Genomic DNA, 21,157 nt, shown 5'->3' with positions numbered 1-21,157 from the left:
CGCCCGGCAAGCATTTCAACAAAAAAACAACAGTATGAAAAAGAAGGTAAGCCTATTGTTTTTATTGATGAAAGTGGTTTTCCACACGATACCCCACGGACTCACGGCTATTCCCCAAAAGGTCAACGGTGTTTTGGCCTGAAGAACGGGGGAGCCAAGGGAAGAACAAATGTTATCGGCGCTTTATTAGGCACAACGCTGTTTGCTATCGGATTATTTGATATCAATATTAACAGCGATGTTTTCTATTCCTGGGTCACACAAGTCCTTATCCCAGTACTCCCTAAAAACAGGGTAATCGTGATGGACAATGCAACTTTTCACAAAAAACATAATATTCAACAAGTCATCATCGATGCAGGGTATATGGTGGAGTATTTGCCTACATATTCGCCAGACCTTAACCCCATTGAGCATAAATGGGCACAAGCAAAAAGCAAAAAGCAAAAAAAGAGAGAGTGGCTGCGATACAGAGATTTTGTTCTCAGTCTATATGGTGTAATCAAAATTAAGTCGCTTGGCTATACGGTGGTGTGGGAGGAAGGTGATCGTGAGATCGGCTCCTATCCCTATTACGGCAACCACCGTACGTACGATTACAGGCTTTCAGTGAAAGTACGCGTAATCACGTCACGTTGCTGTTCTGGGGTCAGTGAGTTGAAACGCACTGCATAACCAGAAACACGGATGGTCAACTGCGGGTATTTTTCCGGGAGCCTGTACACGAGATTGTGTAATTGCCTGATTTTGATATGTTCAATCCAACATCAAAAGCAGGTTACTTTATGGACGAAAAACAGTTACAGGCTCTGGCTAACGAGCTGGCCAAAAATCTCAAAACCCCTGATGCTCTCAACCAGTTTGATCGCCTGCTGAAAAAGATCAGCGTTGAAGCTGCCCTTAATGCTGAAATGACCCATCACTTCGGGCATGAGAAGCACCAGTCCAAATCTGGAACTAACACGCGCAATGGCTACTCCACAAAGACTGTTACCACCGGCGATGGTCCGCTGGAACTGCGTACACCACGTGATCGTGATGCTTCCTTTGAACCGCAACTTGTGAAGAAGAACCAGACCCGGATCTCCGGGATGGATAACCAGATTTTATCGTTGTATGCCAAAGGGATGACCACCCGCGAAATTGCCTCTGCGTTCAAAGAACTGTATGACGCGGATGTCTCACCTGCCCTGGTATCGAAGGTCACCGATGCTGTTATGGAGCAGGTTGTTGAATGGCAAAATCGCCCCCTGGATGCGGTTTATCCCATTGTTTACCTTGACTGTATCGTTCTGAAAGTCCGGCAGGACAGCTGCGTTATCAGTAACTCTGTGTTCTTGGCGCTGGGTATCAATATCGAAGGCCAGAAAGAGCTACTGGGGATGTGGCTGGCCGAAAATGAAGGTGCAAAGTTCTGGCTGAACGTGCTGACAGAACTGAAAAACCGTGGCCTGACCGACATCCTCATTGGCTGTGTGGACGGCCTGAAAGGGTTCCCGGATGCCATCATCAACACGGTCTACCCGGAAGCCCGCATCCAGTTGTGCATCGTGCACATGGTGCGCAACAGTCTGCGCTTCGTTGCCTGGAAGGACTATAAGGTGGTAACACGCGACCTAAAAGCAGTGTATCAGGCTCCAACCGAAGAGGCCGCGCTTCAGGCGCTGGAGACGTTCGGTGGGACATGGGATCACCGCTATCCGCAGATAAGCCGGAGCTGGCAGTCAAACTGGGCCAACCTGTCGACATTCTTCTCGTACCCGCAGGAACTTCGCAAGGTAATCTACACGACGAACGCTAACGCTATAGAATCACTGAACAGCGTGCTCCGGCATGCAATCAAGAAACGCAAGGTGTTCCCGACTGATGACTCGGTGAAGAAGGTCGTATGGCTGGCAATCCAGGCGGCATCACAGAAATGAACGATGCCCTTACAGGACTGGCGTATGGCAATGAGTCGCTTTATTATCGAGTTCGGTGACCGTCTTGACGGTCACTTCTGAGGAAAGGCATTTACACAAAATCTTAAACAGGCTCCGATTACACTGTTTTTAGGGAGTACTGGGATAAGGACTTGTGTGACCCAGGAATAGAAAACATCGCTGTTAATATTGATATCAAATAATCCGATAGCAAACAGCGTTGTGCCTGATAAAGCGCCGATAACATTTGTTCTTCCCTTGGCTCCCCCGTTCTTCAGGCCAAAACACCGTTGACCTTTTGGAGAATAGCCGTGAGTCCGTGGGGTATCGTGTGGAAAACCACTTTCATCAATAAAAACAATAGGTTTGCCTTCTTTTTTATGCTGTTGTATTTTTTGTTGAAATGCTTGCCGGGCGCTTCCGTCGGCTTTCGGATGACGTAGAGTTTTTTTTATAGGTCAATCCCAGCTTTTTAAGAGCTTGCCAAATGGCCTTCTGACAAACGCCAAAACGCTCTGCACGTTCTTTTTGGTAAGCATCTGGATATGGTTCAACATCTTTTATCAACTCGGATTTATCGCTCTTTCGCTGACGCGTGGTCGATGCTTTTGACGCTATTTGATTAATCCAACGCGACACAGAGGCAGGGCCAATCCGAAATTGCTTCGCTGTTTCTCGGATACTCAACCCTTCTTCTTCCCGTGTAGATATCACTTTACGTCTAAAATCAATTGAATAGCTCATTTAAATAATGTGATTAAAATTAAGTCGTTTAGCTATATTGCCGGGCTGCCCGGTTCCCCGTCTGGTGAACAGCGGCTTGCGGGATTCCTTGATACGCTGAAAGCGGCGGGTATCGCACATGATGAGGCGCTACGTCTGGAAGGGGACTGGACGCCGGAGAGCAGCTATCTAGCCGCCCAAACGCTGCTAGGGCGCAATGTGGACGTCACCTGTGTGCTGGCGGCCAATGACGATATGGCCATTGGCGCGGCGAAGGTGTTTCTTGATGCCGGAAAGCGGGTGCCGCAGGATATATCGTTGGCGGGGTTCGATGACATGCTGATTGGTCGCTTGGTGGCGGCGTCACAAGGCGATGCCATACTGACACCGCCTTGCCATCATCAAGGACGTTTGGTTATCCGAGAGTCCGTCGCCAGGCGCTGAGCATAGCGTGCAGCGCGGCCCTTATTCCTGGCCGAGCGTGGCGACCATCACCACTTTGATGGTGTGCATGCGGTTTTCTGCCTGATCGAACACAATGCTGTGCGCTGATTCAAACACCTCGTCGGTCACTTCCATGCCGCCGTGCAAACCGTACTGCTGGGGCATCTGCTTGCCAATGGTGGTTTGATCGTCATGGAAGGCTGGCAGGCAGTGCAGGAATTTCACCTACGGGTTATCGGTGGCGGCAAGCATCGCCATATTGACCTGATAGGGTTTTAGCAGCGCAATCCGCTCCTGCCACACCTCTTTGGCCTCTCCCATGGACACCCAAACATCGGTGCAGATGAAATCCGCACCGGCCACGCCTGCGGCGATGTCTTCCGTCAGCGTGATTTTTCCGCCAGTCAACTCGGCTGCTGCTCGGCATTCGGCCACAAGGTTGGCATCGGGCCAGCAGGCTTTGGGGGCGACCAGACGCAGATCCAAACCGGTCAACGCAGCGGCTTCCAGCATGGTGTTACCCATGTTGTTGCGCGCATCGCCTGCGTAGACCAGCGTCATGTCGCTGAAAGCGCGCTCAGGCAGACGCTCTTGCATGGTCAGTAAATCCGCCAGCAGTTGTGTGGGGTGGAATTCGTTGGTCAGCCCATTCCATACCGGTACACCGGCGTACTCCGCCAGCATTTCCACCAGTGCCTGACCGTAACCACGGTATTGGATACCATCATAAATTCTGCCTAGTACGCGGGCGGTATCCTTCATCGACTCTTTATGGCCGATCTGGCTGCCGCTCGGGCCGAGATACGTGACGCGTGCTCCCTGATCGTATGCAGCAACTTCGAAAGAGCAACGAGTGCGGGTCGAATCTTTTTCGAAGATGAGTGCGATGTTTTTATTTTGCAGGTAGCGTTTTTCTGTGCCGTTCTTTTTGTAGGCTTTCAGCTGGGCAGATAAGCTTAACAGTGCGCCGATCTCAGCCGGGGAAAAATCCATTAATCTTAAGAAGTGACGCTGGTGAAACGAGTTCATTGTAGCTATCTCCATATGGCTCAACGTTGTTGATTGAATTAAAATTCACTTTATGTGTGTAATCATTCAATTTCAAGGGGCGGTGTCAAACTTTATGGTGGAGAGGGCGTCGGGGGTGTGGGAGAATACGGCAATAACGTAGAGATTAACGGGGGACAGACTCATGGCAAACCGCGATTTACTGGACGAACAACGGGAAGAAACGCGCCTGATCATCGAAGAACTGCTGGACGATGGTAGCGATCCGGACGCACTGTATACTATCGAACACCACTTTTCGGCGGAAAACTTCGACGCGTTGGAAAAGGTCGCTGTTGATGCCTTTAAAATGGGCTACGAAGTGACGGATGAGGAAGAGCTGGAAGTGGAAGAGGGCAAACTGTTGATGTGTTGCGATGCCATCAGCGAAGTAGCACTCAATGCTGAACTGATCGATGAGCAGGTCGAGCAGTTAATCGAACTGGCTGCACGCCACAACGTCAATTACGACGGGTGGGGCACCTACTTCGAAGATCCGGATGGTGAAGACGGCAAACGTCATTAATGCCTCTGGGCATCACGGGCATGCCGAAGTGACCTTCGGCATGCTGTTTTAGAGTTGCTTGAGCATAGTGACTTCACAGTCTCCGTGGCTAGTGTTGCCCATCGCGTGCGGAATGTGTTCAAACCCCAGCTTACGATACAGCACAATCGCCTGTGTCAAGGTGCTGGTGGTTTCCAGATATAGCCAAGCGACTTAATTTTGATTACACCATATGGACTGAGAACAAAATCTCTGTATCGCAACCACTCTCTCTTTTTTTGCTTTTTGCTTGTGCCCATTTATAGCCAAGCGACATTATTTTGATAACAATTAGCTGTATTTTTTTGCCACATATCAGGGCATTGGCTGTAATCATTTTTAAGTCGGTTGGCTATAAATGGGCACAAGCAAAAAGCAAAAAAAGAGAGAGTGGTTGCGATACAGAGATTTTGTTCTCAGTCCATATGGTGTAATCAAAATTAAGTCGCTTGGCTATACCCTGACGTATGCGCATGCTGGGTGGCAGGGTGTGTGTATGCTGGGGGCGGCTGTCAGCCTGCTGGCCTTGTTGTTATGGTGGATCACGCGGCGGGTTGCTATGCCAGAATAAAAAACGGCCCGCAATGCGGGCCGTAGCAGATGACAGCGGATGGTGTGTTACAGAGTAACGACACCGATCACGGTGACCACACTCAGGATGGCTGCCAAACCGTAGAACACCCATTTTCCTGCAGGAACGTAAATTTTCAGGTCATGCATCAGGTGATGCAGACGGTGCGAACCACACCAGATAGGCAGAATGATCATCAGCAGCAGAAACAGTCGCCCTATAAGGCTATGGGAGAAAGCGGCGATGCGCTCATAGCTCAGTGCGTCGGGGAACATCCCCAGCGGCAGCAGCACCCCGACCAGCAGGATAATCACGGGTGAGAAAATGGCGGTCCACATCCCACCGGCACCGAACAGTCCCCAGAAGGGAGGCTCATCGGAACGTTTTGGAGTTGGATTAATCACGTTGTTCCCCTCCAATCAGAATAGTAACGCGATGGCGAGAATAGCCAGCGTGACGATGACGGTTACAGCCCACAGCCCTTTGATAACCGGCTCTGGCCCCATTTTTTCATCTTTTACGATGATGATGCTGGCTTTGGGCGCCAGTTCAAACCAAGATTTGGTGTGAATAGCTGCCGCCACCAGTGCGATGATGTTAATCAGCAGCACCAGCGGGTTTTGCAGGAAACCGACAAATCCGGCCCAGCCTTCTGCACCGTGTTTCAACGAAAACACGCCATAGATCAGCACAATGCTGAACCATACCGCAGGAGCGGCGGTCATTTCGCGCAGCATGTAAAAGCGATAGAACCCGAGCCGTTGCCACCAGCTTGCAGGCATGCTGCGAACGTATGCTTTACGCTTGGTTGTCATTGTTGCCTCCCTCATTGCGGTTTCAGCATAGCGATCATGAAGTCCTTGGCGCTTTCGACCTTACCTTGCTGAATGGCAGCGGCAGGATCGATATGCTTCGGACACACTTCTGAGCAGTAACCGACAAAGGTACAACTCCAGACACCGTTTTTACCGTTCAGTTGCGGCATGCGCTCTTTCTTGCCGTGGTCGCGGTTATCTAGGTTGTAACGGTGTGCCAGCGTGATGGCAGCCGGGCCGATAAACTCAGGATTAAGACCAAACTGCGGGCACGCGGCGTAGCACAGGCCACAGTTGATGCAGCCGGAGAACTGATGGTATTTCGCCATTTGCGCCGGTGTCTGCTTGTTGGCGCCGTCAGCCGGCGTTTTGTTGTTGCCGATGATGTAAGGCTTGATGGCTTCCAGACTCTCGATAAAGTGGGTCATATCGACCACCAGATCGCGCTCGATCGGGAAGTTGCCCAGCGCTTCCACCTTCATACCGCTGGTCGCGTAGTCGCGCAAAAAGGTTTTGCACGCCAGCTTCGGTACGTTATTCACCATCATGCCGCAGGAGCCACAGATAGCCATACGGCAGGACCAACGGTAAGAGAGGTCCGATGCAAGGTTATCTTTGATGTAACCAAGCGCATCCAGCAGGGACGTTTCCCGGCTGTAAGGCACGTCGAAGGTCTCGGCGTGCGGTACCTTATCGGTTTCCGGGTTATAGCGCATGACTTCCATTTTCAGGGTAGCTAACTCAGCCATTCGCTTGCTCCTTCTTGCTCTTTTCCTGGGCTTCCGCTTCGGCACCGTACACACGTTTTGCCGGTGGCAGCGTGGTGATCTTCACGTCGCCATAGGCCAGACGCGGTGCGCCGTTCGGGTTGTAATACGCCAGCGTATGCTTCAGGAAATTAACGTCATCTCGCTCAGTGCAACCTTCGTCCAGACGTTGGTGTGCGCCGCGTGATTCTTTACGGTTGATAGCAGAGTGTGCCATACATTCAGCGACATCCAAGCTGTGCCCCAGTTCGATGTTGTAAAGCAGGTCGGTATTGAACACGCTGGAATGGTCGTGAATCTTCACGCGCTTGAAGCGCTCTTTCAGCTCAGCGAGTTTATCCACGGTTTTCTGCATCAGGTCGGTGGTACGATAAATACCGCAACCTTCTTCCATCGACATGCCCATTTCGTCGCGGATTTTTGCCCAGCTTTCCGTGCCTTCCTGATTCATCAGGTCATGCAGACGCTGCTCAATATCGCGCATTTGCGCATCCAGTGCGCCGCCGTTGGCGGGAGCCGCTTCTTGCGCACGGCGCACCGCATTTTCCCCAGCCATACGACCAAACACCACCAGTTCTGCCAGTGAGTTGGAGCCAAGGCGGTTAGCACCGTGCAGGCCCACCGAAGAACATTCGCCTGCCGCAAACAGCCCTTTGAGGGTGGTTTCGCAATCCTGATTGGTTTCAATGCCGCCCATGGTGTAGTGCGCCGTCGGACGAATTGGAATCGGCTCTTTCACCGGATCGACGCCAACGTAGGCTTTTGCCAGTTCGCAGATAAACGGCAGACGCTCTTTCAGCTTTTTATCGCCCAGATGACGTAGGTCGAGGTAAACCACGTCGCCCAACGGGGTAGAGACCGTGCGGCCAGCACGCCATTCGTGCCAGAAGGCTTGCGATACTTTGTCGCGCGGGCCCAGTTCCATATATTTGTTTTTCGGCTCGCCGAGCGGCGTTTCTGGTCCCATGCCGTAATCTTGCAGATAGCGGTAGCCATCTTTGTTGACCATGATACCGCCTTCACCACGGCAGCCTTCGGTCATCAGGATACCGGAACCCGGCAGGCCGGTCGGGTGATATTGCACGAATTCCATATCGCGCAGCGCCACGCCGTGGTGGAACGCCATGCCCATGCCCTCACCAGTGACGATGCCGCCGTTGGTGTTGTAACGGTAAACACGGCCAGCACCACCGGTCGCCAGCACGACCGCATTAGCGCGGATTTGCACCAGCGAGCCTTCCATCATGTTGATGGCGACAAGACCACGCGCCTGACCGTCATCGACCAGAATATCCAACACAAAGTGCTCATCAAGGCGTTGGATTTGCGGGTATTTCAGTGAGGTCTGGAACAGGGTATGAAGCATGTGGAAGCCGGTTTTATCCGCGGCAAACCAGGTGCGCTCAATTTTCATACCGCCAAAACGACGGACGTTGACGGAACCGTCGGGTTTACGGCTCCAGGGGCAACCCCATTGTTCGAGCTGGATCATCTCCTGTGGACATTGATGAACAAAATGTTCAACGACATCTTGCTCGCAGAGCCAGTCGCCACCAGCAACGGTGTCGTGGAAGTGAAAATCAAAACTATCGTGATCCTGAGTGACTGCGGCTGAACCACCCTCGGCGGCCACGGTGTGGCTACGCATTGGGTAGACTTTTGATATCAGCGCAATTTTCAGTTGGGGATTAGCTTCAGCGGCAGCGATTGCCGCACGTAAACCAGCGCCCCCGGCCCCGATAATGGCCAAATCGGCATTAAAGGTTTGCACTGCACTCCTCCAGTTACTAAAGTTAATTAAGTTAAATTAAAAATAATATATTAGATTCGTTAATCTCTATATTTCCCACCGAACGCTTTCTGTAATTCATCGATATTTAAAGCAATTCGCGGATACATATTAAGAATAGCTAACCCTATATTTTTTGGGTGAAAATGATTATACCGAATTATGAGTAGGTGAAATTTGATGTGATCCAGCATTTTGTTTTTTTTATTGTGTTTTGATTCTGGCAATAACAGCATGATGGTTAACGCTATTGTCGGATAAATAACACTTTTATTTCTTTAATAAGGAGCTGGCTCACGGTAATTGAACATAATGTTCTGGATATCGGTATCAAAAGGCCTATGCAGTAGGGAAACCTGAGCACGAGAAACAGCGGGAGAGACAGGGCGTGATTGTAGCGGCGTTGAATTGTTTGCAGGCGAATATACGGGTAGACTGCATCCCCTGTTTGCGTTAGGAGTAAAGAAACATGTGCGAAGGCACACTCTGGCAGCCCACCGCCACCATTGAAAACTTATTGAAACGTGCAGCCATCGTCTCAGAAATTCGACGATTTTTCTCCGATCGCGGCGTATTGGAAGTGGAAACACCGGCCATGAGTCAGGCAACGGTGACGGATGTACATATGGTCCCGTTCCAGACGCGTTTTGTCGGACCAGGCGTATCTGAAGGGATGACGCTCTACCTGATGACCAGCCCTGAATACCATATGAAGCGCTTGCTTGCCGCAGGCAGCGGGCCTGTCTTTCAACTGTGCCGTAGTTTCCGTAATGAAGAGTCTGGACGATACCATAATCCCGAGTTCACTATGCTTGAGTGGTATCGCCCCCACTACGATATGTATCGCTTGATGGACGAAGTGGACGATTTATTACAGCAAGTACTGGAGTGTGAAAGCGCAGAGCGTCTCTCATATCAGCAGGCTTTTCAGCGTCATCTTGACGTGGACCCGCTTTCTGCGGATAAGGCGCAATTGCGAGAAGCGGCGGATAAGCTCGGCATGGGCGATCTCGCCAGCCGTGAAGAGGATCGTGACACGCTGTTGCAAATGCTATTTACCTTCGGCGTGGAACCGCACATTGGGCACGACAAACCAGCCTTTGTGTATCACTTCCCGGCATCACAGGCTTCGCTGGCTGAAATCAGCTCTGAAGATCACCGGGTGGCGGAGCGCTTCGAGGCCTATTTCAAAGGTATTGAGCTGGCAAACGGTTTTCGCGAATTGACGGACAGCGATGAGCAGCGCCAACGTTTTGAGCAGGATAACCGCAAACGTGCCGCTAACGGGCTTTCTCAGCAACCGATTGATGAATATCTGCTGGCGGCGTTGAAACAGGGAATGCCTGCCTGTTCTGGCGTCGCGTTAGGGGTGGATCGTCTGATTATGCTGGCGTTAAAAGCGGAAACCATTGGTGAGGTGATGGCCTTCACCGTCGGGCGTTCGTAATCATCAAATCACCGTTCCTCCGCGTCAGCGGAGGAACGGCACCGCGTGTTTGGTTCTCTCTGAGGCTATCTGCCTGTTACAACCCACCTTCCGGCCGGTTGGCTGAACTTGGGCTGCGTCCATCAATACGCACGGAACTCATCTGCACTTGGAACGGTGGGAACGGCATCTCCATGTTGTTCTCGCGGTAGGCTTCCAGAATCAACTGGTGAATCTCATGACGCAGCGGCATGCGATGCCCCATTTCTGCGGCAAAGATACGCAATTCGAAAATCTGGATACCCTGACGTAAATCCACCAGAAAGGCTTCTGGCGGTGGGTTTTCCAATACCAACGGGCAGCGTTTCACCGCATTGAGCAACAGTTCGGTCACTTTTTGGCTATCGGCATCGACTGGCGCTGGAATGGTCAGCACCACGCGCGTCACCGAATCCGACAGCGACCAGTTGATAAACTGTTCGGTGATAAAGGCCTTGTTGGGCACGATGATCTCTTTTCTGTCCCAATCGGTAATTGTGGTGGCTCGGGTATTGATGCGCATAATGCTGCCGGTGAGATCGCGAATGGTCACGGTGTCGCCAATGCGGATCGGTTTTTCAAACAGAATTATCAGGCCGGAGATAAAGTTGGCGAAGATCTCCTGCAAACCAAAGCCAAGGCCTACGGTCAGGGCCGCAACCAGCCACTGGAGTTGTGACCATTCAATCCCAATAAACGAGAACCCCACCAGGCAGCCAATCAGCATCAGCATGTATTTGCTGACGGTGATAATGGCATAGCCAGAACCGGGGGAGAGATCGAGGTGCTGAAGCAATGCCAGCTCAAGCAGCGCGGGCAGGTTGCGCACCACCTGCGTCGTGATGCTGAAAATCAGAATCGAAATTAGCACCGCTCCAAGGGTAATCGGCTGTACCTTATCGACCCCTTTCACCGTACTGGTAACTTCCCACAGATTAATGTTTTCTAAAAAGCTGAATGCGGAGTGGATTTCTGACCACAGGACAATCACTGACACCAGTGCGATCAGCGTCAGAATGGATCGCACCAGCTGCAGCGATTTGGCGCTGATGGTATCCAGATCGACCACTGGCTCTTCGATGGTGTCTGAGGTGGTTTCCACTAAGATACCCGACTCTTCTTCACCGCGGGCACGCTGCGCCAATATTTCGGCGCGCCGCTGTTTGGCCCTATCAAACGCGATGCGTCGGCGTTGGATCAGCATCCAGCGCCGTATGACGTGGTAAACCACCAGCAGGAAGAACCAGATGGCGACCGAGGTTTCCAACCGCGCCAGCAAGGCTTTCGACGTGGCCAGATAGCCAACACCCGATGCCAGCGCCGCAATCAGGGGCGCACTGATCATCAGGTTCCACAGCGCACGGTTGATGGTGTTTTCTCCTGAGCCTTCCTTGTTCAGGTAGAGCGGAATACCGGCTCGTTTCAGGCTGGTGGTCACCAGACTCAACGCCAGACACAGCAAAATAAAGCACAGTCGCCCCAGCGTGCTGGAAAACTCGCGTTCGTTGAGGTTTTCAAACGTGATGATCGCCATGATCAGCGGAACAATAAAGGCGATCGACAATCGGTAGTAGCGCATGGCGCGTGCGACGCGCTCGGGTGACCAGCGTAAGTGGGCAATAAACAACCCATTCGAATGGGCGAAGGAGGCGCTGACCATCACCAGCCACATCAGCGGGACGGTGGCGGTCACGCTGTCACCGATCGCGACGGCGATGGGGTAGGGCCAGGCGTTTTGCAAGCCGTACCCCAATGCGGCCCACAGTACGGGCAGCGGGAGCGCAATCAGTAGCGAATAGAATAGAGTACGCAGCGTCAGCGAAAAATGATCGAGGGTAACTTTGCCGATACGGCTGCTGGCGCGCTCTAAAAAGGCGTTGTAGTGACGGCGCGAACTGATGCCGAAGCCGACTAAAATCAGCGCGCCCATCAGCGGGAACTCGGTTTCCCGACTGGTCACCACCATGATGACGGCGCTGCTGAGCTGAGTAAAGGTATCCAGCGAGAGCAGATGGTAAAGCGCCTGCACCACCTGTACCGGGAAGGCAAAGGAAATCGGATTCACATCGGCAACCCAGAACAGATAGCGGTGAACCGCCTCGCGGATTTCCAGCAGCGCTTCTTCCAGTTGGCTGGTCGTCACTTTGAGCTTGGTCAGTTCAAGGATCTGCGCATCGGTGCCGGAAATCAGCGATGTGAGTAAGTCACGCTGGGTACGAATCTGATCGCCAAGCACGCATTGCTGACTGTTACTGTTGGGCGTGCAGTTCTCTTGTCTCGGGCGTTCTGAGGTGCGGGCAGCACTGAGCAGGTTTTCATAGCGTAACCGTTGTACGCGCAACTGGGCCATGTCGGTGTCCAGCCGTTGCAGTTGCGGCATGTCCGGCAGGCGTGCCACCTGCGCGCGCAGTGCTTCCCCCAGTACGGTAGATGCCCCAATCCACTGCGCTTGCTCACGCAACGTGCTGAGTGCTTGCCGCACTTGCTGCGTTTGGGTGGTTGCCTGACGCTGCTGTGAGGCGATCAAATCAAGATGCTGTGCCTGCTGATTGAGTTCCTGAGACAGTTCGCGGTTAAGCTGTAGTTGTTCGCTGATGACCGCGGGCAAATCATCACCGCGTTCCACCAGCTGCTCGGTGCGTTCGAGCACTTTCTCCGCTTCACGCTGGCGTAATTTGTTGATGCTGGAACGTAATGCTTGTAGTTGTTGATCCAGCCTGTCATGGCGCAACTGGTAGAGTTCCACGCGTAAGCGGGAGAGCTCCTGGCGATTACTGGCGGAAAGTTGGGCAAGTTCCAGTTCATCAACTCGGCTTTGGCGCAACGCCTGCTGGGCTTGCAATAACACTAACTGAGCCTGGACCAGCGGTGTGACCGGATTGCCTAACGATTGGATTTGACGATCAATTTCGTTTAATACTCGGCTGGCTTCGGTTTGCTGCTGCGGCAGTTGGGCCAGAGAATCGATCACTTCACGCAGTCGCTCTCGTTCCTGTTGCAGTTGGCGTGATTGATCCAGCAGTTGGCTGCTGGTTTGCACCACTTTTTGCTCCAAATCGACAACCGAGAGTTTGTCGCTAATGGCGGTGGTTTTATTTTCTTCAGCCGCCAGCAGGCGGCGCAATTCCTGCGTCAGTTTGGGAAAATCGTCAATAACGTGTTGATATTGCACTGTGCGTGCCAGTGACTCTTTGCGTTCCTGCAAGATGTTTAACGCAAGACGAAACTGTTCGACGATATCAGCCTGATCGGGGGTGTTTTTATTGGCTTCAGCCTGTTCCAACTGTTGGCGCACCAGCGCCTCGTTAGGCACCGGGGCTGCCAGCGCGGTGACAGAGAGCAAAACAGCAGCAAAGAAAATCACGAGTTGACGCACGATGGTTCTCCCTCTCTCACGCAGGTTCGCTGCCATACAGGTTACTTAAGGCGTGTGGTGCATTGCGTCATCGCCATGGTCCGTCGCATCCGGCACAGATTCTGCGGCAACGGGGGCTTCTTCTGTGGAATCCACCATTTTTGCTTCTGCAAAGGGTTCGCCCACACGGGTAACACTCAGCGGATTAAGGTGCGCGGCAAACTGAAGCGTATTGGGCGCAAACAGATTGATTACCGTAGAGCCCAATTTGAAACGGCCCATTTCCTCGCCTTTTTGCAGGGCGATGGCAGCTTGCTCACCCGCCGCAGGATAGGTCCAACGCTTGATGATGCCTTCGCGTGGCGGCGTCACGGTGCCAGACCAGACGGTCTCAATGCTGCCGACAATAGTCGCACCCACCAGAATTTGTACCATCGGGCCAAAGTCGGTATCAAACAGGCAGATAACGCGCTCGTTGCGGGCAAAAAGATTGGGTACGTTGTCAGCGGTAAACAGATTGACGGAAAACAGGTCGCCCGGTACGTAGATCATTTCACGCAGCACGCCGTCGCAAGGCATATGCACTCTGTGGTAATCGCGCGGCGAGAGGTAGGTAGTGGCGAACAGGCCATCGCGAAAGCGATCGGCCATCACGTAATTGCCTGCCAGCAGCGCTTCCAGCGAGTAGTCGTGGCCTTTGGCCTGAATCAACTTACCGCCGACAATGGGGCCCATTTGCGATAATACGCCATCAGCCGGCTGCACCACGCGGTGTGCGTGCGGATCAATCGGACGCACGTCTGGACGCAGCGGGCGCACGAAAAAGTCATTGAACGTCCGGTAGGCAGCGGTATCCGGGTACTGCGCTTCCTGCATGTTCACTTTGTAGTAGCGAACGAAAAGATCGATAACCCCTTTGGTAAGCCTGTCGGCCTGCTTGTCTGCACTCCAGCCTGCTAACCGCGTCAGTGCGATTTTCGGTAGCCAGTGTTGTAAGGCGATTTTCAGTTTATCCAGCACAGTGAGCCCCTTAGGTTTTTATGCGCCCATCTAAAAAGGGGCACATTGTAGCGATGGATGCGGTAAAAGTCAGCGGTCCGTATCAGAATCAGAGAAGGTTTTACGCGTTTTTACCTGCGCCATGCTCTCCAGAATACGGTGATAGTTATCGAAACGCTCTTCGGCTATGTCGCCGCGCTCCACGGCAGCGCGTAGCGCACAACCGGGATCGTTATCGTGGCGGCAATCGCGGAATTTACAGGTACCGAGGTAGGGCCGGAAATCGATAAAGCCCTGTGTAACTTGCTCCGGCTCCAGATGCCACAAGCCAAATTCACGCACGCCGGGGGAATCAATCACATGGCCACCGTGTGGGAAGTGATACAACCGGGCCGCTGTGGTGGTGTGTTGGCCCAGACCAGACACATCGGACACGTCGTTGACCAGAATCTTGGCGGCGTCAGGGTAGAGTAATGCGTTCAGCAAGCTGGATTTTCCCACCCCAGATTGGCCGGCAAAAATGCTGATCCTGTCCGTTAAGGCATGCTCCAGCGTCTCCATCCCTTGCTGCGTGTGGCTTGATACCATGATGACCGGATAGTGCAGCGCACGATAAATGTCCATCAGCCCATCGACAAACGCGCGGCCTTCATCATCCAGCAGGTCGATTTTGTTCAGCACAATCAGGGGGGCGACCTCCAGGGTTTCGCAGGCCACCAGATAGCGGTCAATGATGTTCAGTGACAGCTCAGGCAAAATCGCGGAAGCGATCACCACCTGATCGATATTGGCGGCGATAGGTTTAACGCCGTCATAAAAGTCCGGGCGTGTCAGCACCGACTCGCGCGGGTGCACCGCCTCAACGATACCGCTGATCCCGGCCTGCGTCTCTTTACCGGCACGCCACACCACGCGATCGCCAGTGACCAGAGATTTGATGGTACGACGAATATTACACCGGTGGATAATACCATCCTGCGCTTCCACATCCGCATGCATACCAAAACGGCTGATAATGATACCTTCTTGCGGCTCTTCCAACTGGTTGTCATTCCACTCGATTTTGCTTTCTCTGTGCTTAAGACGACGTTGGTGGTTCACTGTAACTCGACGTTGCTGTCCTTTGGACAGTTTATTTTTGCTCACTGAGCCTCGCTTGAACTGTGGTTATCACCCACAATGGCTGAAGAGACTATAATACACGCTATTTGATTTTAATTAACTGATGCCTGTTATTCCCGCTTCTCTGGGGATGGTTGGAAAAGGAAGTAAATGTATGTCCGTTGAAAATAGTCAGGTAAGTGAAAACAATCTTATTTGGATAGACTTGGAAATGACGGGGCTGGACCCGGAGCAGGATCGCATTATTGAAATCGCAACGCTGGTAACCGATGCCAATCTTAATGTGTTGGCCGAGGGACCGACGATCGCAGTACACCAATCCGATGCCCAATTAGCGCTGATGGATGACTGGAACGTGCGTACCCACGGTGCCAGCGGCCTGACAGAACGAGTTAAAGCCAGTGCCTATGATGAACGCGCGGCTGAAGCAGAAACCATTGCTTTTTTGCAGCAGTGGGTGCCTGCTGGGAAATCTCCGATTTGCGGTAACAGCATTGGTCAGGATCGCCGTTTCCTGTTTCGTTATATGCCTGCGCTTGAAGCCTATTTTCACTACCGTTATCTGGATGTCAGCACGCTGAAAGAGCTGGCGCGCCGTTGGAAACCCGAGATTATGGGCGGGCTGAAAAAACAGGGTACGCATCAGGCGATGGACGATATTCGTGACTCTGTGGCAGAGCTGGTTTACTACCGCGAGCATTTTATCCGTCTGTAGCCGTTATGGGCGGTTTTTTGCTCGACCGATGGCGAAATTGCTGTTTTTATCGGCAGTCAGTCATTTTTTCGTGGTAAGGGGCTTGCGGCGGCAACGGTTTCTCGTATAATTCGCACCCCGTACAGCAATAGAATTTGTGGTGCGAGTTGTGGTGCGAGTGAAGATGGTTATTCCTGCGGGAATAGCTCAGCTGGTAGAGCACGACCTTGCCAAGGTCTGGGTCGCGAGTTCGAGTCTCGTTTCCCGCTCAAAACTTTCCGGCGTGAAAGTTTAAGTAACCAGCTTCACGATCGGTTTTCACATTAGCGCTTGTTAGTGTGGCCTTCCTAAGCGGGAATAGCTCAGTTGGTAGAGCACGACCTTGCCAAGGTCGGGGTCACGAGTTCGAGTCTCGTTTCCCGCTCCAATTTCTCTTCTGTTTGTCTCATTATATTCTGTTTTCCCTCATTATTTTTTCATGTTTCATATTGCCTATGAGGCGCACTGTGGATCGTTTCGTTATCCTTTCCGGGTGTTCTGGCGGTGGCAAAACCACGCTGCTGGTAGAGTTGCACCGGCGTGGCTATACCGTTGTTGAAGAGCCCGGCCAACGCATCGTGCGCGAAGCAATGTCTTCGAGCGGTGATGCTGTGCCGTGGAAGAACATGGAAGCATTTTTACGTCGGGCGATAACGCTTGCAGCGAATGACTATGCTCTGGCGAACGATCAAAGTCAGTCATGGGTATTTTTTGATCGCGGGTTAATCGATGCGGCGGCAGCACTTCAGGCAGTTACCGGTGAACCGCTGCTTACCGCGCTCGCGTCACGCTATCGTTATCACTCACGCGTGTTTCTTGTTCCCCCCTGGCTTGAGATCTATAGCTAAACGATTTAATTTTGATTACATTATTTAAATGAGCTATTCAATTGATTTTAGACGTAAAGTGATATCTACACGGGAAGAAGCAGGGTTGAGTATCCGAGAAACAGCGAAGCAATTTCGGATTGGCCCTGCCTCTGTATCGCATTGGATTAATCAAATAGCGTCAAAAGCATCGACCACGCGTCAGTGAAAGATCGATAAATCCGAGTTGATAAAAGATGTTGAACCATATCCAGATGCTTACCAAAAAGAACGTGCAGAGCGTTTTGGCGTTTGTCAGAAGGCCATTTGGCAAGCTCTTAAAAAGCTGGGATTGACCTATAAAAAACGCTACGTCATCCGAAAGCCGACGAAAGCGCCCGGCAAGCATTTCAACAAAAAATACAACAGTATGAAAAATAAGGCAAACCTATTGTTTTTATTGATGAAAGTGCTTTTCCACACGATACCCCACGGACTCACGGCTATTCCCCAAAAGGTCAACGGTGTTTTGGCCTGAAGAACGGGGGAGCCAAGGGAAGAACAAATGTTATCGGCGCTTTATTAGGCACAACGCTGTTTGCTATCGGATTATTTGATACCAATATTAACAGCGATGTTTTCTATTCCTGGGTCACACAAGTCCTTATCCCAGTACTCCCTAAAAACAGTGTAATCGTGATGGACAATGCAACTTTTCACAAAAAACATAATATTCAACAAGTCATCATCGATGCAGGGTATATGGTGGAGTATTTGCCTACATATTCGCCAGATCTTAACCCCATTGAGCATAAATGGGCACAAGCAAAAAGCAAAAAAAGAGAGTGGTTGCGATACAGAGATTTTGTTCTCAGTCCATATGGTGTAATCAAAATTAAGTCGCTTTGCTATAGTGCGTTGCAGCACAAGCATTTTAATCGTAAACACGGTCCGAACGCCTACTACGGGCAAAAATAACGCCTTGACGGCCATTCCTTGCCAACGCGAGAAATGGCCGTATTCTCTGCCAATTACGCGCCCTTCCTCGCACAAATCCCCTATATAGCCAACCGACTTAAAAATGATTACAGCCAATGCCCTGATATGTGGCAAAAAATACAGCTAATTGTTATCAAAATAATGTCGCTTGGCTATACTTTATGTGACAACCTTCAACAATATGTTATCTGCATCACGCCTAAATGTTTTTATTTGGTTAATCCTTGGCTGTGGTGTTTGTTTTCGATTATGATAATGTTCGAAAACGAACATTTTGACCTTTTTTTGGACACGGAGGAGAACGCGTGGAAACCAAAGACCTTATCGTGATCGGTGGGGGCATCAACGGCGCAGGCATTGCAGCCGATGCCGCTGGGCGTGGCTTGTCTGTGCTGCTGTTGGAAGCACAGGATCTTGCTAGCGCCACCTCCTCTGCCAGTTCAAAATTGATCCACGGCGGCCTGCGCTACTTGGAACATTACGAGTTTCGTTTGGTGAGCGAAGCGCTCTCCGAGCGTGAAAAATTGCTGAAGATGGCACCGCACATCATCTTCCCAATGCGCTTCCGTTTGCCCCATCAGTCGCACCTGAGACCAGCTTGGATGATTCGTATCGGGCTGTTTATGTATGACAACCTGGGCAAACGCGTCAGCCTGCCCGCCAGCCACGGCCTGAAATTCGGCAAAGACTCGGTGCTGAAACCCGAATTAACGCGCGGTTTCGAATATTCCGACTGCTGGGTCGACGATGCGCGTCTGGTGGTGTTGAACGCGCAGGAAGTAGTGAAACGCGGTGGCGAAGTGCGTACCCGCACCAAAGTGACGCGGGCGTGTCGCGAAGGCGATCTGTGGATCATCGATGTCGTCGACAGCGTGACCGGAGAAACACATACTTGGCAGGCGAAAGGACTGGTCAACGCCACGGGTCCTTGGGTGAAAGAGTTCTTCGATCACGGGCTGGAGCTGAAATCCCCTTATGGCATTCGTCTGATCAAAGGTAGCCACATCGTTGTGCCTCGCGTACACGACGAACCGCAGTCCTACATTCTGCAAAACAAAGATAACCGCATTGTGTTTGTGATTCCGTGGCAGGATGAGTTCTCGATCATCGGCACCACCGACGTGGAATACCACGGCGATCCTCATGAGGTGAAGATCGACGACAAAGAAACGGCCTACTTGCTGGATGTCTACAACGATCACTTCAAAAAGACGCTGACACGAGACGATATCGTATGGACCTATTCCGGCGTGCGCCCGCTGTGCGATGACGAGTCAGATTCTCCGCAGGCCATTACCCGTGATTACACGCTGTCAGTGGCGGATGAACACGGCAAAGCGCCTTTGCTGTCGGTATTTGGCGGCAAGCTGACCACCTACCGCAAGCTGGCAGAACACGCGATGGAGAAGCTGGCAAAATACTATCCTCACAGCGGTCAGGCCTGGACGCAAAATGCGGTACTGCCCGGCGGCGATTTGGCCGGTACGCGCGACGAATACGCTGCTGCGCTGCGCCATCGCTTCAATCTGCCGGAATCGCTGGCGCGTCGCTATGCCCGCACCTACGGCTCCCACAGCGAGCTGATCCTGACGAACGCCACGGGCATTCATGACCTCGGCGAAAACTTCGGACACGATCTCTATGAAGCGGAATTGCGCTACCTGGCCGACAAAGAGTGGGTTGTCAGCGTGGAGGATGCCATCTGGCGTCGTACCAAGCTGGGCATGTGGCTGAATGATGAGCAGAAACAGCGCGTCGCTGACTGGCTAAGTGCCTATCGCCAATCCAAGGTTGCCGCACAATAATTTTCCTGCCAGACCGCACCTCCAACGACAGGTTACCGAAAGGTAACCTGTTCGTTTTTTACACAAAAGAAAGGTTAACATTTCGCGGGATACAACGCCCATTACCCATATAAAAAATATGGTTAATCATTTTTCCCCGCTTCGCGCTAATCAGCTCTCACAGGCGCAAATCAAAGCAGCCTCATCTCAAGAAAATAAACCGGGCAAGTAACAGTAAATAATAAACGAATGCTAATAAACATTGCGCACAATGTTATTTATACCCGTGATCAGGCTTTGTTGAATAAATCAGAACTTGTAACGACTGCGCCCCATACGGGTCGATTGTTATGTGATGCGAATGCTGTTCGGCATTCCTAATAGCGTGATCAGGTTAAGCGCTTTGACCATGGCCATGGCTTCACCCACCTGAGCATCGTAGTCTCTCAGACTTAGATGACCACCCAGAAGCCTTTTGAACCGGAACATGGCCGTTTCAGCCACTGAGCGCCGGTGATAGCCCACTTTCTTTTTCCAGATAGCGTTACTACCGCTAATGCGCTGATTTGCAACAGCGTGGTTACGCTCGTGGTAGCGATCTTGCCAATATTGCGCCCCCCTTTGTGGCAGGATAAGCGGCCTTATTTTCTTCCTCAGCAGAGCATCATAGCAGTAAACTGTATCGTAAGCGCCGTCAGCCGATGCCTCTCTGATTTTCCGGTGGGTCTGGTTTATCAGCGCCGGTAGAGCTTGGGCATCAGTCGTACCACTGAGCGACAAATCCGCACAGATAATCTCATGCGTCACACTGTCTACTGCCAGGTGCAACTTACGCCATACCCTGCGTCTGTCGGCACCATGCTGCCGGACTTTCCATTCGCCTTCGCCAAAGACCTTCAGGCCGGTTCCATCAATGACCAGATGTGAGATTTCACCAGGGGTTGGCGTTTTTATGCTGATGTTCACTGTCTTTGCTCGCTTGCTGAGCAGCGAATAGTCTGGACAATGCAGCGACAATTTAATCAGTTTAAAAATCGAGTCACCAAAGCCCTGTAAAGCCCTCAATGAAAGGCCAAACACGCGTTTCATCATCAGGACTGTGGTGATGGTCATATCTGAGTAGTGGAGCGGTCGTCCACGCCGTTCAGTAGTGTTTTTTTCCGTCCATGCAGCAATGGCTGATTCATCTAGCCATACGGTTAGAGAACCGCACTGCTTGAGGGCCTTGTTATAAGAGGGCCAGTTGGTGATTTTAAAATTTTGTTTTGCCAT

20 protein-coding genes, 2 tRNA genes and 6 pseudogenes are annotated in these 21,157 nt (G+C 51.8%); 14 read left to right on the top strand and 14 right to left on the bottom strand.

Going from position 1 to position 21,157, the window contains the following annotated elements; genetic code table 11:
* Positions 1 to 12 precede the first annotated feature (12 nt).
* A pseudogene (locus ACD630_RS25075) lies at positions 13 to 411 on the top strand (IS630 family transposase); the annotation flags it as partial.
* Positions 412 to 596: 185 nt separating this feature from the next.
* Here ACD630_RS25075 and ACD630_RS25070 read toward each other — a convergent pair.
* Positions 597 to 713, bottom strand: a pseudogene (locus ACD630_RS25070) (glycine radical domain-containing protein); the annotation flags it as partial.
* 72 nt (positions 714 to 785) lie between these two features.
* Here ACD630_RS25070 and ACD630_RS25065 point away from each other — a divergent pair.
* Positions 786 to 2,003, top strand: a pseudogene (locus ACD630_RS25065) (IS256 family transposase).
* Here the strand turns inward: ACD630_RS25065 and ACD630_RS25060 are convergent.
* The gene (locus ACD630_RS25060) at positions 1,994 to 2,275 is read right to left on the bottom strand and encodes a transposase (RefSeq protein ID WP_430361287.1); all 282 of its coding nucleotides are present in this window, start codon (positions 2,273 to 2,275) and stop codon (positions 1,994 to 1,996) included. The pseudogene ACD630_RS25065 and the gene ACD630_RS25060 overlap by 10 nt on opposite strands.
* Positions 2,276 to 2,300: 25 nt before the next feature.
* Entirely contained in the window at positions 2,301 to 2,666 is a 366-nt protein-coding gene (locus tag ACD630_RS25055) for an IS630 transposase-related protein (protein ID WP_430361005.1), read from the bottom strand.
* Between the two features lie 9 nt (positions 2,667 to 2,675).
* Between ACD630_RS25055 and ACD630_RS25050 the strand changes: the two genes are divergently transcribed.
* The gene (locus tag ACD630_RS25050) at positions 2,676 to 3,089 is read left to right on the top strand and encodes a substrate-binding domain-containing protein (RefSeq protein ID WP_430361004.1); all 414 of its coding nucleotides are present in this window, start codon (positions 2,676 to 2,678) and stop codon (positions 3,087 to 3,089) included.
* A gap of 21 nt (positions 3,090 to 3,110) precedes the next feature.
* Here the strand turns inward: ACD630_RS25050 and argF are convergent.
* Positions 3,111 to 4,118, bottom strand: a pseudogene (gene argF, locus ACD630_RS25045) (ornithine carbamoyltransferase).
* Between the two features lie 163 nt (positions 4,119 to 4,281).
* On the opposite strand from argF, the gene rraB reads away from it, so the two are divergent.
* Entirely contained in the window at positions 4,282 to 4,662 is a 381-nt protein-coding gene (gene rraB / locus ACD630_RS25040; RefSeq protein ID WP_430361003.1) for a ribonuclease E inhibitor RraB, read from the top strand.
* Positions 4,663 to 4,710: 48 nt separating this feature from the next.
* On the opposite strand, the pseudogene ACD630_RS25035 reads toward rraB, so the two are convergent.
* Together ACD630_RS25035 and ACD630_RS25030 are read right to left on the bottom strand one after the other, a co-directional pair.
* Positions 4,711 to 4,842 (bottom strand): annotated as a pseudogene (locus ACD630_RS25035) (GNAT family N-acetyltransferase); the annotation flags it as partial.
* Between the two features lie 22 nt (positions 4,843 to 4,864).
* Complete coding sequence (locus ACD630_RS25030; protein WP_430361002.1) at positions 4,865 to 5,017, bottom strand: hypothetical protein; 153 nt, start codon at positions 5,015 to 5,017, stop codon at positions 4,865 to 4,867.
* 21 nt (positions 5,018 to 5,038) lie between these two features.
* Between ACD630_RS25030 and ACD630_RS25025 the strand changes: the two genes are divergently transcribed.
* Positions 5,039 to 5,251 (top strand): hypothetical protein, encoded by a 213-nt coding sequence (locus ACD630_RS25025; protein WP_430361327.1) that lies wholly within the window; start codon positions 5,039 to 5,041, stop codon positions 5,249 to 5,251.
* A 47-nt stretch (positions 5,252 to 5,298) separates the two neighbouring features.
* Here ACD630_RS25025 and frdD read toward each other — a convergent pair whose 3' ends face one another.
* Genes frdD through frdA form a run of 4 tightly spaced genes read right to left on the bottom strand, consistent with a single transcriptional unit; the run spans position 5,299 to position 8,604 of the window.
* Positions 5,299 to 5,655, bottom strand: coding sequence for a fumarate reductase subunit FrdD (gene frdD, locus ACD630_RS25020; RefSeq protein ID WP_430361001.1), 357 nt, complete (start codon positions 5,653 to 5,655; stop codon positions 5,299 to 5,301).
* A gap of 15 nt (positions 5,656 to 5,670) precedes the next feature.
* On the bottom strand, positions 5,671 to 6,066 hold the full coding sequence (gene frdC, locus ACD630_RS25015) for a fumarate reductase subunit FrdC (RefSeq protein WP_264644411.1): 396 nt from the start codon (positions 6,064 to 6,066) through the stop codon (positions 5,671 to 5,673).
* Between the two features lie 11 nt (positions 6,067 to 6,077).
* On the bottom strand, positions 6,078 to 6,815 hold the full coding sequence (locus ACD630_RS25010; protein ID WP_430361000.1) for a succinate dehydrogenase/fumarate reductase iron-sulfur subunit: 738 nt from the start codon (positions 6,813 to 6,815) through the stop codon (positions 6,078 to 6,080).
* A complete protein-coding gene (gene frdA / locus ACD630_RS25005; RefSeq protein WP_430360999.1) occupies positions 6,808 to 8,604 on the bottom strand; it encodes a fumarate reductase (quinol) flavoprotein subunit in 1,797 nt (598 codons plus the stop codon). Before frdA ends, ACD630_RS25010 begins: the two co-directional genes overlap by 8 nt.
* A 487-nt stretch (positions 8,605 to 9,091) precedes the next feature.
* Here frdA and epmA point away from each other — a divergent pair, with 487 nt between their 5' ends.
* The gene (gene epmA, locus ACD630_RS25000) at positions 9,092 to 10,069 is read left to right on the top strand and encodes an elongation factor P--(R)-beta-lysine ligase (RefSeq protein ID WP_430360998.1); all 978 of its coding nucleotides are present in this window, start codon (positions 9,092 to 9,094) and stop codon (positions 10,067 to 10,069) included.
* A 76-nt stretch (positions 10,070 to 10,145) separates the two neighbouring features.
* On the opposite strand, the gene mscM is transcribed toward epmA, so the two are convergent.
* From mscM to rsgA, 3 genes are all read right to left on the bottom strand, one after another.
* Positions 10,146 to 13,463: a miniconductance mechanosensitive channel MscM gene (gene mscM, locus ACD630_RS24995; protein ID WP_430361286.1), complete on the bottom strand. Its 3,318-nt coding sequence runs from the start codon at positions 13,461 to 13,463 to the stop codon at positions 10,146 to 10,148.
* A gap of 45 nt (positions 13,464 to 13,508) precedes the next feature.
* Positions 13,509 to 14,462 (bottom strand): archaetidylserine decarboxylase, encoded by a 954-nt coding sequence (asd, locus tag ACD630_RS24990; RefSeq protein ID WP_430360997.1) that lies wholly within the window; start codon positions 14,460 to 14,462, stop codon positions 13,509 to 13,511.
* 69 nt (positions 14,463 to 14,531) lie between these two features.
* Positions 14,532 to 15,587: a small ribosomal subunit biogenesis GTPase RsgA gene (gene rsgA, locus ACD630_RS24985; protein WP_430360996.1), complete on the bottom strand. Its 1,056-nt coding sequence runs from the start codon at positions 15,585 to 15,587 to the stop codon at positions 14,532 to 14,534.
* Between the two features lie 130 nt (positions 15,588 to 15,717).
* On the opposite strand from rsgA, the gene orn reads away from it, so the two are divergent.
* The 8 genes and pseudogenes from orn (at position 15,718) to glpD (ending at position 19,906) form a co-directional block, all read left to right on the top strand.
* Positions 15,718 to 16,278, top strand: a complete 561-nt coding sequence (orn, locus tag ACD630_RS24980; RefSeq protein WP_430360995.1) for an oligoribonuclease — start codon at positions 15,718 to 15,720, stop codon at positions 16,276 to 16,278.
* A gap of 175 nt (positions 16,279 to 16,453) precedes the next feature.
* A tRNA-Gly gene (locus ACD630_RS24975) sits at positions 16,454 to 16,526 on the top strand.
* Positions 16,527 to 16,608: 82 nt separating this feature from the next.
* Positions 16,609 to 16,684 (top strand) — tRNA-Gly (locus tag ACD630_RS24970).
* Between the two features lie 79 nt (positions 16,685 to 16,763).
* Positions 16,764 to 17,144 carry an AAA family ATPase gene (locus ACD630_RS24965; protein WP_430360994.1) on the top strand — a complete coding sequence of 127 codons (381 nt, stop codon included), beginning with the start codon at positions 16,764 to 16,766 and terminating at the stop codon, positions 17,142 to 17,144.
* A 28-nt stretch (positions 17,145 to 17,172) separates the two neighbouring features.
* Positions 17,173 to 17,640: pseudogene (locus ACD630_RS24960) on the top strand (IS630 transposase-related protein).
* Complete coding sequence (locus ACD630_RS24955) at positions 17,553 to 18,080, top strand: IS630 family transposase (RefSeq protein WP_430361285.1); 528 nt, start codon at positions 17,553 to 17,555, stop codon at positions 18,078 to 18,080. Before ACD630_RS24960 ends, ACD630_RS24955 begins: the two are co-directional and overlap by 88 nt.
* A gap of 33 nt (positions 18,081 to 18,113) precedes the next feature.
* The gene (locus ACD630_RS24950; RefSeq protein ID WP_430360993.1) at positions 18,114 to 18,431 is read left to right on the top strand and encodes a hypothetical protein; all 318 of its coding nucleotides are present in this window, start codon (positions 18,114 to 18,116) and stop codon (positions 18,429 to 18,431) included.
* Positions 18,407 to 19,906, top strand: a complete 1,500-nt coding sequence (gene glpD / locus ACD630_RS24945; RefSeq protein WP_430360992.1) for a glycerol-3-phosphate dehydrogenase — start codon at positions 18,407 to 18,409, stop codon at positions 19,904 to 19,906. The genes ACD630_RS24950 and glpD overlap by 25 nt, the downstream gene beginning before the upstream one ends.
* Before the next feature lie 327 nt (positions 19,907 to 20,233).
* Here the strand turns inward: glpD and ACD630_RS24940 are convergent, their stop codons facing one another.
* Positions 20,234 to 21,157: an IS5 family transposase gene (locus ACD630_RS24940; RefSeq protein ID WP_430360991.1), complete on the bottom strand. Its 924-nt coding sequence runs from the start codon at positions 21,155 to 21,157 to the stop codon at positions 20,234 to 20,236.

Origin of the sequence: Symbiopectobacterium sp. RP, from assembly GCF_050472005.1 — a bacterium.
Taxonomy (GTDB): domain Bacteria; phylum Pseudomonadota; class Gammaproteobacteria; order Enterobacterales; family Enterobacteriaceae; genus Symbiopectobacterium.
Note: the sequence above shows the minus strand (reverse complement) of the source record. Positions and strands in the feature narration are given on the sequence as shown.